The organism is Rheinheimera sp. (assembly GCF_037442525.1).
Taxonomy (GTDB): domain Bacteria; phylum Pseudomonadota; class Gammaproteobacteria; order Enterobacterales; family Alteromonadaceae; genus Pararheinheimera.
In genome coordinates, this window is record NZ_JBBIQD010000003.1 from 288,293 (window position 1) to 301,672 (window position 13,380).

Genomic DNA, 13,380 nt, shown 5'->3' on the forward strand with positions numbered 1-13,380 from the left:
TAAAAGCAACAGCCATCCTAGGTGTATTCAGTTGAATTTCAGCTAAGATCCTTTAAGTTAGAATGAGTTAGCTTATTGATTCCCGCACTGAGGTGCAGTCTGCTGCCATCAGTTGGTCAGGCAGTACCACATCAGCTGCCGCACCTGAAATACTTTGTCACGGCCCAGGCCAACTTTTTACAAGGATCTCAGATGACCCAATCTTCTGTTGCTGTTGGTTTGAAACTCAGTCTGCTGGTCTTTGGCCTGCTGACCCTGCTGCTGTTGTATCTGGACTGGCAGCTGATCATTCCTGGCTGGCTCAAGTACCTGCTGCTGGGTCTGAACCTGGTCACTTTGTTGGCCTACTGGCGCGATAAAAAGGCGGCAGAGCAGCAAAGCTGGCGGACTCAGGAAAGCAGCCTGTTGTTGCTCGGCTTGTTGGGGGGCTGGCCTGCCGCCTTAGTAGCACAGCACTGGTTGAGGCATAAAAACAAAAAACTGAGTTTCCAAATCCTTTTTTATCTGACCATCATGCTCAATGGCGGCCTGTTTTATGCGATTTGGCTGCACAGTCCCTTGCTGCCATAAGCAGAAAAACTGCGGCAACCTGGCTGGTCGCCCCGGGCAAAGCACGTTAAATTAGTCCCTTGGACTAGTTTAACGTGCTGTTGAGGAACTTATGCGCTTGTCTGCTTTACCTTTTTCTTTGTTACTTACACTGATATCCGGCCAGAGTCTGGCCAGTGATCTGGCGACCAAAGCACAGCAACTGGCACAGCAGACACTGATTATCGATACCCACATTGATGTGCCTTACCGTCTGCACGATGACTGGGAAGATGTGACCCAGGCCACGAAGCGCGGTGAATTTGACTACCCGCGCGCCAAAGCCGGTGGTCTGAACGCACCTTTTATGTCCATATACATCCCTTCGTCTTATGAAAAAAGCGGCGGCGGTTACCAGTTTGCCAATCAGCTGATTGATGGCATGGAAGCCCTGGTGGCCCGGGCGCCGGATAAGTTTGCCATGGCCTACCACAGCAAAGACCTGGCTGAACAATTCCGCCAGGGCAAAATCTCCCTGGCTCTGGGCATGGAAAATGGCACCCCAATCGACGGCAAGCTGGAGAACCTGCAGCATTTTTACAACAGAGGCATTCGCTATATCACGCTGACGCACTCCGAGAGTAACCATATTGCCGACTCCAGCTATGACCTGCGTCGCCAGTGGAAAGGTTTGAGCCCCTTTGGCAAAGAGCTGGTGGTGGCCATGAACAACACCGGCCTGATGATTGATATTTCCCATGTGTCGGATGCCGCGTTTTACCAGGTAGTGGAACTCAGCAAAGCCCCGGTGATTGCCTCGCATTCGTCACTGCGGGCCTTTGTGCCGGGTTTTGAGCGGAATATGGATGACAAGATGATCAAAGCGCTGGCGAAAAACGGCGGTGTCATTCAAATCAACTTCGGCTCCGCTTTTATCGTGCAGGCGGCCAATCAATGGGGTTTACAGCGGGACGCCGCTTTTAAAGCCTCAGGCCAGACCGACAAAGATGCCTTTACCGCCGAGTACAAAAAACAACAGCCTTACCCTTTTGCCAGCCTGGAAAAGGTACTGGACCATATTGATTATGTCGTCAAGCTGGTTGGCATCGACTATGTGGGCATAGGCTCAGATTTTGATGGCGTCGGTGATTCATTACCGGAGCAACTGAAAGATGTGTCGATGTACCCCAACCTGATCAAAGGTTTGCTGGAGCGGGGCTATTCAGAGCAGGATATTGAAAAAGTGCTGTCTGGTAACCTGTTGCGGGTGTGGCGTGCTGTGGAAGACTACGCCGCCAAACATTAACCTCATCACAGTGGAGGCCTGAGTATGTGGTCCTGGCTGAATCAACTTTTTACCCATCCGGCCAATTCCGAACTGCTGCTTGGGTCTTACGATCCCTGGTTGGTGCTGTTGTCTGTAGCCATCGCCGTGTTTGCTTCTGCAATGGCGCTGCAGGTGACAGCCCAGGCCACTGAAGTGAAACGCAAAGGGCTGCGCCGCCTAATGCTGGCCAGTGGCAGCCTGAGTCTGGGGTGTGGCGTCTGGTCTATGCACTTTATCGGTATGCTGGCCTTTGCCTTATGCACACCGGTCAGCTACACACCAGGCCTGACCGCACTGTCGATGTTGCCCAGTATTGCTGCATCCTGGGTGGCGCTGAATCTGATCAGTCAGAAAAAAATCAGCCTGCTGCAGCTGGCCACAGGCGGCCTCTTAGTGGGCGCCGGTATAGGCACCATGCATTACAGTGGTATGGCCGCGATGCAGCTCTCTGCCGCACTGCGTTATGATCTGTCAATCTTTGCTTTATCTATTCTGGTTGCAGTGGTACTGGCCATGCTGGCGTTGTGGATCCGCTTTGGACTGAAGCGGCTGAAACTGCAGCCAATCAGCCTGACGCTGCTGGCCGCCACAGTGATGGGCGCCGCTATTGCCGGTATGCACTATACCGGCATGGCCGCCGCACGTTTTGTGCCGCCACCGGGTTTTGTGCCACAAACCGAACGCGGTGAAACCCCGCTGGTGCTGGCGGCGGGCATTACTGTGCTGACGCTGGTGATCACTATGCTGGTCGTGATTGTGACCATGTTATTGCGTTATCGCGAAGCCAGCGCACAGGCCAAAGCCAGCGAAAGCCGGCTCCGCTCCATGATGGAAACTGCGGTGGATGGTATTGTCACCATCGACAGCAACGGCATCATTCAGAGTGTCAACAAAGCAGCAGAACGTATTTTCGGCTGGAGCTCGGCAGAAATGCTGGGACGCAATGTCACCATGCTGACTCCGGACCCGATTAAAGCCGAACATGACAGTTACCTGCAAAACTACCTGCACACCGGCAAAGCCAGCATTATTGGCCAGGGCCGGGATGTGATGGCCTGCCACAAAGATGGCCGGTCACTGCCTGTGCGTCTGGCTATAGGCCACGCCAGGCTGCCAGAACAGGACTTGTTTGTCGCTTTTATTACCGACATCAGCTCCCGCCTGCAAATGGAGCAGGCACTGAAAGAAAACGAAGAAAAATTCCGTTCGTTGATCAGCAATATCCCCGGCGCCGCTTACCGTTGCCTGTGCAACGAGCAGTGGGACATGTTGTTTATCAGTGACGCCATTGAAGGCATTTGCGGTTACCCGGCCTCTGATTTTATGTTGCCCCATCAGGTCCGGCGCTGGACCTCCCTGATCCATCCGGATGATTTAGCCGTAGTGCAACAGATGGAGATGTATCAAAACAGTTTTCAGCTGGAATACCGTATTCTGCATCGGGATGGCTCGGTGCACTGGCTGTTGGAACAAGGCCAGGCGATTCGGGACCCGGATGGCAACATTCTCTGGCTGGACGGCTTTTTGATGGATATCACTCAGCGTAAGCAGATGGAAGTTGAACTGCTGAAGGCGAAAAACCAGGCCGAAGACGCAGCCGCGGCCCGCGCTTCTTTTCTCGCCAATATGAGCCACGAAATCCGCACCCCAATGAATGCCATTATTGGTTTCAGTGACCTGTTGCTGAGTTCCCAGTTGCAGCCCGAGCAGCGCAAGCATCTGTCGACTATTCATGGCTCAGCCCATTCACTGTTGCATCTGCTCAATGACGTACTGGACAGTGCCAAGCTGGAAAAAGGCAAGCTGGAGCTGGAAATCGACAATTTCTCCTTACCTGCCTTGCTCGACTCCGTGGTGTCTACCTTATGGCTGCAGGCCCGGAAAAAACAGCTGGCGCTGGAGCTGAAGCTGGCCCCTGAATTGGGGGAGTTTTACCTGGGAGCGCCCGATCGGCTGCGGCAAATACTGACCAACCTGATTGGCAATGCCATTAAATTTACCGAAAAAGGGCAGGTAACAGTGCTGGCAGGTCTGACGGCCGATCAGCAGGTGCAATTCCGCATTACGGATACCGGCATTGGCATCGCCGCCCACAGGTTGCCTTTTATTTTCGATGCCTTTACCCAGGCCGACGCGTCGATGAGCCGGCGTTTTGGCGGTACCGGCCTTGGCACCACCATCAGCAAGCAACTGGTGGAGCTGATGGGTGGGCAAATTCGGGTGGAAAGTACCGAAGGGGTCGGCAGTTGCTTTGAATTTACACTGCCGCTGCAACCGGGCCAGTATCAGCCGCAACCTGTACAGGGCCAGGCCATAAAATTACCTGCGCTGAAGGTGCTGATTGCCGACGATATTCCGCAGAATCTGGAACTGTTGCAGCTGTTACTGCAACGCGCCGGTCATGCCGTGATCTGTGCCCGCGATGGTCTGGAAGCCGTCACGCTGTATCAGCAACAGCAGCCTCAGCTGGTTCTGATGGATATTCAGATGCCCCATCTGGACGGTTTGGGAGCCTGCCGGCAGATCCGTCAGCTGGAAGCGCAACTGGGGCTCAACACAGTCCCTGTCATTGCGCTGACCGCCAGTGTGCTGGATGAGGATAAACAAGCCGCCCGTGAAGCCGGTATGCAGGGCTTTGCCACCAAACCTGTGGATTTTGTCGCCCTGAGCCGGGAAATAGCCGCAGTGCTTGGCATCGACCTGCCGGAACCGGCCGACGCACCTGAAGATGTGCAACCAGAGCAATTGATCAATCTGAACAAAGCGCTGCAGCTGTGGGGGCACCAGGACAGCTACCTGTTTAACCTGCGCCAGTTTCTGCAGCAAGTGCCAGACCAGCTGGAACTGATGCTCAGTGCTTATCAGCAAAACAACCTGACCGAAGTACAACACAAAGCCCATGCGCTCAAAGGAGTCAGTGGCAATCTGGCGCTGGAAGCCTTCAGCCGGATTGGCGCCGAACTGGAGCAGGCGGCCCGGCAGCTGCAACCTGAACGTTGTTTGCAGCTGATCAGCAGACTGCAAAGTGGCTGGCCCCGCCTGGAGAAAGCAGCCGCAGCGCTGCAGGTACAACAACATCAGCAGACCGCCGCCGAACCCGTTGCTCTGGCGCAGTTAGAGCAGTTATTGCAGCAATTGGCGACTGGACTGGCCAAACACCAGCTCGACAGCCAGTTGGTGCAGCAATTAAGCCAGGTGCAATGCCCCTGGCAGCAGGAAATCCGCCACATTCTGGAGCTGGCAGATGATTTTGAATTTCAGGCCGCTTTAGCACAACTGGACCAGCTAAAGCCGCAGCTTAATCAGGAAAATCACTGATGAACCAGGCCAAAATTTTGCTGGTCGACGACGAAGCCACCAACCTCAAAGTGCTGCGTAATGTGCTGCAGGATCAGTACCAGCTGATGTTCGCCAAACAGGGGGATGAAGCGCTGCAGCTGGCGGCTGAACACAAACCGGATTTAATACTGCTGGATGTGATGATGCCGGGCAAAACCGGCTTTGAGGTGTGTGCACAGCTGAAACAAAACCCCGAGCTCTGTGCTATTCCAGTCATTTTTGTCACAGCGCTGAAAGAAGAGCTGGACGAAACTAAAGGCTTTGAATTGGGTGCCGTGGATTACATCACCAAACCCATCAGTCCGGCCGTGGTGCGGGCCAGAGTAAAAACCCATTTGTCGCTGGTACAGGCTGAAGAGCTGAAACAAACCCGCCTGCAGGTGATTCAACGACTGGGCCGCGCCGCTGAATACAAAGATAATGAAACCGGCTTGCATGTACTTCGTATGAGCCATTATGCCCATGTGCTGGCTTTGGCTTATGGCCTGGACACCCAGCAGGCGGAAAACTTACTGCATGCCGCCCCTATGCACGACATAGGCAAAATAGGCATTCCGGATCATATTCTGCTGAAGCCCGGCAAGCTGACCACAGAAGAATTTGCCGAAATGAAGCGGCATCCGCTGATCGGGGCTGAAATTATCGGCCATTGTGACTCGGCCCTGCTGCAAGTGGCCAAGCAGGTCGCCTTATACCACCATGAAAAGTGGGATGGCACCGGCTACCCATACGGACTGAAAGCAGAGCAAATACCGCTGGAAGCCCGTATTGTGGCCGTGGCGGATGTGTTTGACGCCCTGACCAGCCCCAGGCCCTATAAACCGGCCTGGTCTTTGGAGCAGACCATGGACTATATGCAGCAACAAAAGGGACTGCATTTTGAACCTGTGTTGATCGAGCTGCTGGAACAAAAACTGCCGGACATTCTCGCTATTCAGCAGAAATGGGCGGAAAAAGAAGTCTCACCACAGTAAAGATATTGCGAATTCAGCCGTGGCTTAGCAAGATGAACTAAACACGGCCCACACCTGAGAAACGGACTGAACTGATGAAGCCTTTTTACCTCTGCTTTTTCCTGCTGCTGTTATCCGGCTGCAGCACCACCTATTACCAGGAGCGTCTGCAGCAGCCGATGCCACTGCCGGAGGGTGAATGGACCATGACCCGGCTGCATCCCAATGATCTGGACCTGGTCACCGAAATGCGCTGGCAGGATAAAAACAGTCAGGACCTGGTGCAAAGCTTCGTATTTGAGCAACAACCCAATGTAAATTTGCAGGACACCAAACGTATTGATGACGAGCAGGGCCAGCTGAACTGCGATTTATTGTTCGACAGCCAGATCCTGAGCCAGACCCAACAGCAGGGTTACCCGCAGCTGACCTGGGTATCGGAGTGCAAAAGTAAAACCGGTCAATACTCCAAGGTGTTACACAAAGCCATCGCAGGTAAAGAGTCGCTGTATGTGTTTAACCGTATCTGGCGCACCCAGCCATTACAAACCGAATGGGATCTCTGGCTGGCGTACAGCAACCGCATTTATGTCTGCGACCAGCGCGCGGCAGCTGGCTGTCAGTGAGCCAAAAAAGAGGCAGCCAGGCTGCCTGAAAGGAGAGGCCTGGGCTAACGTTGCTCAAGCAAAAGGATCAGGTTATCCAGCTGCTGCTGGCAGTTCTGTAACTGAGGTTGTTGTTGCTGCATCAGCATCTGGGCAATTTGCAGCGACGCCAGCACTATGCTTTGTTCCTGCGATAAATGCCCGTTGCCTTTACGCACAGTGCCGACCTGCTCATTCAGCAGACGGGCGGCTTCCTGCAAATAGGATTGCTCATGCACCCGGCAACGCAGACGGTACTCACGGCCACAGATCAGCAGCTTTTGTTCGATAAGCGCAGCAGACATAAGTTACCTGGCAGAGTGGCCAAACAGCTGCAGTAATTGCTGTAAGTGCGCCTGCACCTGCTGCTGTTGCTCTTCGTTCTCCAAGGTTTTCAGCTCCAGCGTTTCCAGCTGAGCCCTGGTGTCATCCACCTGCTGTTTCAATTGCTGGTTTTCGTTGATTAACCCCTGAATAAGCTGATGCAGATGCTGAAACTGTGAATCGAACATAGGATTTCCTCTGAACACGACGAAGTGGATGGTCAGAAACTGACGGCTGAATGCCTGCCGACTTTAGCGGCTGCAATTGAACTCAGGCTGAACAACGGCGGATCCCGCCACTAAAAAAGCCCGCCAGGGCTGGCGGGCAACAGAGTAGTTCTACTCCAGGGTTCAGAAACTCACCAGCGCGGCATCCTCCCCGTTCTGCTCTGTACTCAGCAAATCATAAGCGGCGAAGGCCGATAATTGCTGTTGCAGACGGGTTTCCACCTGGTTCAGCGCCTGCAGGTTCTGGCATAAGGCGTCGCCTTGTTGTTCCAGTGCAGAGGCTTTTAATTCAACGCTTTGTTCAATCTGTTCGCCAACTAATTCCATCCGTTCACCAAAGGAATTCATTCGCTGCTCGAAGTCACCGTCACCGGACATCATCGCCAGCCCCATTTGCCACAGCACTGAGCCCATAGACTGCTGCACCGCATCTTCGATGGCCTGTTCAAACTCCGGACCAAAGGCTTCATCCAGCTGTTGCATCTGGCTGCCGCGGATCTCAATGCTCTGGCCGTCCCGCACAATCAGCTCGTCCGTGGTCAGCTCGACCTTCTGCAGCGCGCTTTGCAAGCCGTCGAACTCCGCCAGGTCTTTGCCGGTCAGCTCCGTCATCGCCTGGCCCACAGCGCTCACCGCCAGTTTCATCGCGTCGCCAACCAGTACCACTGTTTTTTCCGTCTGGTCGCGCAAACCGGCCTGGTACTGCAGCAGCAATGCACGTTGCTCAGCATTAACCTGCTGAGTTTTGCCATTCAGCCACAGGTTGCCCTGTGCGTCGATTTGCCATAAGGATTGACCCTGCTCAGACAACTCCACCAGAGCTGGCGTGATGCGCAAATCCTGCTTCAGTTGCAGGTTGCACTGTGAAGATTCAGCCGCCACTGTGGCGCTTAACAACAAGATGGAACTGGCAATCAGGGTTTTCATCAGAGTTCGTCCTTTCAGGGGTGATGCCAAAGAATCTGCAAAGCCAATGCCAATACGTAACTATCTGTTTTAAATCAATTTAAATAAAAACCCATCGCAAAACCCTGTTTTGCTGTTAGCCAAATTGACTAAAAAATAGTGGTAATTTGTCTGGCTGCGGTACTACTGAACTTCCGGCACCGCCGGGGCGGTGCTATAGTGCGCGCACCAGTGCAGAACCAGAGCGAAACCGCCGCATGAAAGCAGTGACACCATTTATTTACCCTATAGGCACAGTAGGCCAGCCGTGGGGCGACGCCGAAAAATCCCTTTGGCTCAACCAGCAAAAACAGACCAAACGCAGCTACCAGCAGGATGTCGTCAGTGCATTGCAGTCTTTACCGGACGAAGCTGAGTTGCTGCAGTACGGCCATATCGACTACAGCCGCCATCAGTTGCCTGACTATGCCCTTTATGCCGTGCGCAGCAAAAACTGGCAGCCAGAGTTACCGGTTTTATTGGTGACGGGGGGTGTCCATGGCTATGAAACCAGCGGGGTGCATGGGGCGCTGGCGTTTATTCAGCAGCATTTTACTGAGTTCAGTGCCAAGGCAAACCTGTTAATCCTGCCCTGCATCAGCCCCTGGGGCTATGAAACCATTAACCGGTGGAACCCGGATGCAGTTGACCCGAACCGTTCATTCAGCCCCACAGGGGAAGCGGCGGAAGCCCAGCTGGCGATGGCCTGCATTCAAAGCCACAGCGGAACAGTGCTGATGCATATTGATTTGCATGAAACCACCGACTCTGACAACAGCGAGTTTCGCCCGGCCAAAGCCGCCCGTGACGGCAGCGTCAATACCAACTGGAATATCCCCGATGGGTTTTATCTGGTCGGTGACACAGAGCGGCCTGAAGCCGGCTTTCAGAAAGCAGTGATCGATGCGGTCGCGAAAGTCACACATATTGCACCGGCCGATGAACATGGCTGCCTGATTGGCGAAAAACTGCAGCAGTTTGGAGTGGTGAATTACCCGAAACGCAGCCTGGGATTATGCGGCGGTTTTACCGACGCCCCTTTTGTCACCACCACCGAAGTGTACCCGGACAGCCCCAACACCAACCCGGCAGAATGCAATCAGGCCCAGGTGGCCGCTGTGGTGGCGGCAATGCAATTTGCTTTGGCTAACTGACAGCCTGAAACACAAAAGCCGGCACAGCCGGCTTTTTTATGCGGGGTAGCTGCTTAGAATGCGTAGGTCACACCCAGGCTGGCATTGCGTGGTGAACCATAACCATACTGTTCAAAGAAGCCAATCTGGCTGTAGTACTTCTCATCAAACAGGTTGTCGATGTTCAGCTGCACAGACAGCTGCTCCGACAGGGCATAACGCGCCATCAGGCTGACCAGGCTGTAAGAGTCCTGTACCAGCTGGAATGCCCCAGTGCCGTTGTACTGTTTGTCTTCCCAGTTGACACCGCCCCCCACAACCAGGCCCTCGACCAGACCGGCAAAGTTATAGGTTGTAAAGACGTTCAGCTTTTTGCGCGGATGGTCGGTGTTTACCTCGGTGCCAGCCGCATCTTTGGCTTCGTATTGCGAATAACCAGCCGAAATATTCCATTGAGCTGTCAGGTTACCAATCACTTCCAGCTCAAAGCCTTCGCTTTCCACGCCCTTAGCAGCCACATAAATCATTTCCAGCGGGTTATCCGGGAAAGGCACACCTGTGCTTTGTGCCAGATTGTCCTGTTCAATTTTAAAAATGGCGACTGAGGTTTGCAGTGCGCCGTCCATAAAGGAGCTCTTCAGGCCCAGCTCTGCGTTGGTACCTTCCACCGGGTCCAGCGTGTTTTTGTTCACGTCACGCGCCTGCTGCGGCTTGAAAATCTCGGTCTGGCTGACATAGAGGTTGTGCTCTGGTGTCAGCTGATACATCAGGCCGACATAAGGCACAAAAACACCACTGTCGCCGTAGTTTTCCGCTGTTGGGTTCCAGTTAAAACCCACCCGCTCCCATTTGGACACCCGGGCACCGGCAATCAGTTTTAAGTCGTCAGTGATCAGGAAGCGGGTAGCCGCATAATAACCATCCTGCTGGGTTTCCAGATCCACCTGAGCGGCACCTGTGGCAGAAAACTCTGGCTGTGGGTAGGTGGCGCCTGTCCAGTCAAAGAAATTGCCCACCGGAATAAAAGCCGAGGTTTGAGCGAAAGTTTCAGTGTACGCATCCTGCTCGCTGGTCAACGCACCCACCACAAATTCGTGAGTGCGGCCAAACAATGAATAATCGCCTTTTAACTGAATATCCCAGCTGCTTTGTTTGCTGTACCCCGAGCTTTTGTACGGCCATGGGCTTAAACCCAGACCCGTGGTTTTATCCAGCGTGCCGTATACATAAAGCAATTGAGTGTCGGCGGTATTTTTCAGGTGGTTGTAACTGATTTTGCCTTGCCAGCCATTGCTGAAGTTATGCACCAGGTTGGCGAAGGTATTGGTGTTGCTCGACTGCCAGTAGGTCCAGTCGGCCGATGTGGTGACTGAGGTATCCCAGTCTGTTGGCGTGCCGTCACTGAACCAGGCTGGCAAACCGCCCCAGGTAGAGCCTGCAGGGTCATTGTCCTGGTAGCTGGTACCAAAACTCAGCGAGGTCTGATCGGTCAGATCCGCGTCGACAATGCCATACAGCACTGTTTTGTCGTCTTCGACTATCTCCATAAAGGTATCGCCGACTTCTTTTTTCGCGACAAAGCGGAAACGCAAGTCACCATTGCTGTCCATGGCATTGGCCACATCAGCAGTCACATAACGCTGGTTCCAGCTGCCGATGCCTGCATTGACATACCCCTGCAGCTCGGTGGCGTTGGCATGTTTACGCACCAGGTTAATGGACGCGGATGGGTCACCTGCACCAGTTAACAGGCCCGTAGCGCCACGCACTACCTCTATCCGTTCATAAATGGACACGTCAGCCACAGTTTCGCCGGAATCGCCCGCCAGTGACCAGGCCAAAGGCACACCGTCAATCTGGTATTTGTCGATATCAAAACCGCGTGCGCTGAACACATTACGGGTGGTATCCAGCTGCTTGGCAGACACACCCACTGTTTGGGCAACCACTTCATTAATGCCGCTAAAGCCCTGATCCATAATACGTTCTGCCGTGATCACAGTGACAGACTGAGGGGTTTCCAGCAGGCTCAGGCCTAAACCTGTTGCCGTATCAATGGTCTCATTGATGGTGTATTTGCCCACCACCTCAATGCGTTCAACATCCTTTTCAACATCAGCGTCCTCTGCGGCCACAGTCGCCAGGCTGAACAGTGCCATTTGGGTGGCAACAACTAAAGGTAACTTACGGAATTTTACGGTGTTTGACATACAAGATCCTCCAATTGCGGCGGATCATACACAAATGCAAACCATTATCAAATGCAGATGAGATAAATTGTTATTTCTTTACTGCGCATTTTGCCAGGTTAACTTGTATTTAACCAATCCGCCCCCATCACTGTACAACTAGCCTGCCTGAAGGAGAGCCTGATGCGTCAGCTCCATATTGATTTAGTCTCGGATATCGCCTGTCCCTGGTGTGCCATTGGGTATGCGCGTCTGCTGGAAGCACTGCAGCAACTGCAAGGAAAAGTGCAGGTGACACTGACCTGGCGCGCCTTTGAACTCAACCCGGACCCGGCGCTGCAACCTGAACCTATTTTGCCGGCCCTGGCCCGCAAATATGGCCGCAGTGAAGCCGAAATGGAACAATCCCAGCTGCAGCTGATGGACATCGCCAAAGGCCTGGGGCTGAATTTCTCCGGCATGCAGCGGCGTTACACCACCAACACCTTTAACGCCCACCGTCTGGTGAAATGGGCCGCCGCCTTTGATAAGCAGAGTGCACTGAAACTGGCGTTATTCGACGCCTATTTTGGTCAGGCCGAAGACGTCAACAACCCGGCTGTGTTGCTGAATGCAGTGCAGGTGGCAGGCCTGAACCCGGCCCAGGCCCAGCAAGTGCTGGACAGTGATGCCTATGCCGATGACGTGCGTGCTGAAGAGGCTAAGTATCAAGAGGCCGGAATTCAGTCGGTGCCGGCTTTTATTATTAACCAGCAGTACCTGATCTCCGGCGCCCGTGAACCCGAAGTGCTGGCACAGGCGCTGGAACAGATTGCGGCACAGATCACCGAGTCGTGACACCAGCCTAATCGTCGCGGTTTTTCACATCCAAAAGTTCGATCTCAAACCTCAGGTTGGCATGCGGCGGGATGCTGCCCACCTGACGTTCGCCATAGGCCAAAGCCGCCGGTACCCAAAGCCGGCGTTTGCCACCTACTTTCATGCCCTGCAAGCCCAGCACCCAGCCCTGAATCACCCTGTTGTTGCTCAATACCACTTCAAAAGCTTCACCATGCTGCCAGGACGAATCAAATTCAGTACCGTCTTCCAGCCAACCGCGGTAATGGGCGGTGATCAGCGAGCCTCGTTTGGCGGCTTTGCCCTCCCCCAGCTGCAGATCTTCAATTTTAAGTTCAGTTGTCATCAGGCTTAACCGGCGTTCAGACTGGTGGCAATACGGTCGCGCAATTGCTGCAGTTCAGTGCGTAGCCGCACCAGTTCATCCAGCCCCATACCGCAGGCTGAACCAATTTGCTGCAGTACAACAAAGGCCTGTTGCTGCATGGCTTTGCCTGCTTTGGTCAGCTTAATTTCCAGAGCACGCTCGTTATCCGGAATACGCTGGCGGGTTAACAGGCCCTGCTGCTCCAGCCGTTTTAACACCGGGGTTAAAGCGCCCGACTCCGTGATCAGCCGTTCTGCAATGTCTTTTAAGCCAATACCGTCTTTTTCCCACAGGATCAGCATCACCAGGTATTGCGGATAGGTCAGCCCCAGTTTTTCCAATAGAGGCTTGTAGGCTTTGGTCATCATCAGCGACGCCGAATACAAGGCAAAACACAACTGATTGTCCAGGTGCAGCGCGGCAGGCTGCTCCAGAGGTAAACACTGATCTGACATGGTCAAAATCCGCTGAATTCAGGTCTGGCAAGGGTAAAAGATGCCACTGGGGCATGGCAAGTTAAAAAACTGTCTGACCTGCCCGTTACAGAAAAAAGTCAGTTTAGTCGCT

The 13,380-nt window shown here is 53.7% G+C and carries 13 protein-coding genes; 7 read left to right on the plus strand and 6 right to left on the minus strand.

Annotated features, from left to right (window positions below; genetic code table 11):
• Positions 1-192 precede the first annotated feature (192 nt).
• The 5 genes from WKJ03_RS07670 (at position 193) to WKJ03_RS07690 (ending at position 6,773) form a co-directional block, all read left to right on the plus strand.
• A complete protein-coding gene (locus WKJ03_RS07670) occupies positions 193-570 on the plus strand; it encodes a DUF1294 domain-containing protein (RefSeq protein ID WP_337841590.1) in 378 nt (125 codons plus the stop codon).
• Between the two features lie 91 nt (positions 571-661).
• Positions 662-1,834, plus strand: a complete 1,173-nt coding sequence (locus WKJ03_RS07675; protein WP_337841591.1) for a dipeptidase — start codon at positions 662-664, stop codon at positions 1,832-1,834.
• 24 nt (positions 1,835-1,858) lie between these two features.
• Positions 1,859-5,173: an MHYT domain-containing protein gene (locus WKJ03_RS07680; RefSeq protein WP_337841592.1), complete on the plus strand. Its 3,315-nt coding sequence runs from the start codon at positions 1,859-1,861 to the stop codon at positions 5,171-5,173.
• Complete coding sequence (locus tag WKJ03_RS07685) at positions 5,173-6,168, plus strand: two-component system response regulator (protein WP_337841593.1); 996 nt, start codon at positions 5,173-5,175, stop codon at positions 6,166-6,168. Before WKJ03_RS07680 ends, WKJ03_RS07685 begins: the two co-directional genes overlap by 1 nt.
• A 74-nt stretch (positions 6,169-6,242) precedes the next feature.
• On the plus strand, positions 6,243-6,773 hold the full coding sequence (locus WKJ03_RS07690) for a hypothetical protein (RefSeq protein ID WP_337841594.1): 531 nt from the start codon (positions 6,243-6,245) through the stop codon (positions 6,771-6,773).
• A gap of 44 nt (positions 6,774-6,817) precedes the next feature.
• Here the strand turns inward: WKJ03_RS07690 and WKJ03_RS07695 are convergent, their stop codons facing one another.
• From WKJ03_RS07695 to WKJ03_RS07705, 3 genes are all read right to left on the minus strand, one after another.
• Positions 6,818-7,096 (minus strand): cell division protein ZapA, encoded by a 279-nt coding sequence (locus tag WKJ03_RS07695; RefSeq protein ID WP_337841595.1) that lies wholly within the window; start codon positions 7,094-7,096, stop codon positions 6,818-6,820.
• A gap of 3 nt (positions 7,097-7,099) precedes the next feature.
• Positions 7,100-7,303, minus strand: coding sequence for a hypothetical protein (locus WKJ03_RS07700; RefSeq protein ID WP_337841596.1), 204 nt, complete (start codon positions 7,301-7,303; stop codon positions 7,100-7,102).
• 162 nt (positions 7,304-7,465) lie between these two features.
• Complete coding sequence (locus WKJ03_RS07705) at positions 7,466-8,269, minus strand: DUF2884 family protein (RefSeq protein ID WP_337841597.1); 804 nt, start codon at positions 8,267-8,269, stop codon at positions 7,466-7,468.
• A gap of 236 nt (positions 8,270-8,505) precedes the next feature.
• Between WKJ03_RS07705 and WKJ03_RS07710 the strand changes: the two genes are divergently transcribed.
• Positions 8,506-9,441 carry a M14 family metallocarboxypeptidase gene (locus WKJ03_RS07710; RefSeq protein WP_337841598.1) on the plus strand — a complete coding sequence of 312 codons (936 nt, stop codon included), beginning with the start codon at positions 8,506-8,508 and terminating at the stop codon, positions 9,439-9,441.
• 53 nt (positions 9,442-9,494) lie between these two features.
• On the opposite strand, the gene WKJ03_RS07715 is transcribed toward WKJ03_RS07710, so the two are convergent.
• Entirely contained in the window at positions 9,495-11,630 is a 2,136-nt protein-coding gene (locus tag WKJ03_RS07715) for a TonB-dependent siderophore receptor (protein WP_337841599.1), read from the minus strand.
• A gap of 162 nt (positions 11,631-11,792) precedes the next feature.
• On the opposite strand from WKJ03_RS07715, the gene WKJ03_RS07720 reads away from it, so the two are divergent.
• Positions 11,793-12,446, plus strand: a complete 654-nt coding sequence (locus tag WKJ03_RS07720; RefSeq protein WP_337841600.1) for a DsbA family oxidoreductase — start codon at positions 11,793-11,795, stop codon at positions 12,444-12,446.
• 7 nt (positions 12,447-12,453) lie between these two features.
• On the opposite strand, the gene WKJ03_RS07725 is transcribed toward WKJ03_RS07720, so the two are convergent.
• Positions 12,454-12,792, minus strand: a complete 339-nt coding sequence (locus WKJ03_RS07725) for an FKBP-type peptidyl-prolyl cis-trans isomerase (RefSeq protein ID WP_337841601.1) — start codon at positions 12,790-12,792, stop codon at positions 12,454-12,456.
• Between the two features lie 5 nt (positions 12,793-12,797).
• A complete protein-coding gene (locus WKJ03_RS07730) occupies positions 12,798-13,268 on the minus strand; it encodes a MarR family transcriptional regulator (RefSeq protein WP_337841602.1) in 471 nt (156 codons plus the stop codon).
• Between the last annotated feature and the right edge of the window lie 112 nt (positions 13,269-13,380).

What these genes read in the sequence shown, in the direction of transcription:
- WKJ03_RS07670 (WP_337841590.1), top strand. Translation starts at nt 193, where the DNA reads ATGACCCAATCTTCTGTTGCTGTTGGTTTGAAACTCAGTCTGCTGGTC.
- WKJ03_RS07675 (WP_337841591.1), top strand. Translation starts at nt 662, where the DNA reads ATGCGCTTGTCTGCTTTACCTTTTTCTTTGTTACTTACACTGATATCC.
- WKJ03_RS07680 (WP_337841592.1), top strand. Translation starts at nt 1,859, where the DNA reads ATGTGGTCCTGGCTGAATCAACTTTTTACCCATCCGGCCAATTCCGAA.
- WKJ03_RS07685 (WP_337841593.1), top strand. Translation starts at nt 5,173, where the DNA reads ATGAACCAGGCCAAAATTTTGCTGGTCGACGACGAAGCCACCAACCTC.
- WKJ03_RS07690 (WP_337841594.1), top strand. Translation starts at nt 6,243, where the DNA reads ATGAAGCCTTTTTACCTCTGCTTTTTCCTGCTGCTGTTATCCGGCTGC.
- WKJ03_RS07695 (WP_337841595.1), bottom strand. Translation starts at nt 7,096, where the DNA reads ATGTCTGCTGCGCTTATCGAACAAAAGCTGCTGATCTGTGGCCGTGAG.
- WKJ03_RS07700 (WP_337841596.1), bottom strand. Translation starts at nt 7,303, where the DNA reads ATGTTCGATTCACAGTTTCAGCATCTGCATCAGCTTATTCAGGGGTTA.
- WKJ03_RS07705 (WP_337841597.1), bottom strand. Translation starts at nt 8,269, where the DNA reads ATGAAAACCCTGATTGCCAGTTCCATCTTGTTGTTAAGCGCCACAGTG.
- WKJ03_RS07710 (WP_337841598.1), top strand. Translation starts at nt 8,506, where the DNA reads ATGAAAGCAGTGACACCATTTATTTACCCTATAGGCACAGTAGGCCAG.
- WKJ03_RS07715 (WP_337841599.1), bottom strand. Translation starts at nt 11,630, where the DNA reads ATGTCAAACACCGTAAAATTCCGTAAGTTACCTTTAGTTGTTGCCACC.
- WKJ03_RS07720 (WP_337841600.1), top strand. Translation starts at nt 11,793, where the DNA reads ATGCGTCAGCTCCATATTGATTTAGTCTCGGATATCGCCTGTCCCTGG.
- WKJ03_RS07725 (WP_337841601.1), bottom strand. Translation starts at nt 12,792, where the DNA reads ATGACAACTGAACTTAAAATTGAAGATCTGCAGCTGGGGGAGGGCAAA.
- WKJ03_RS07730 (WP_337841602.1), bottom strand. Translation starts at nt 13,268, where the DNA reads ATGTCAGATCAGTGTTTACCTCTGGAGCAGCCTGCCGCGCTGCACCTG.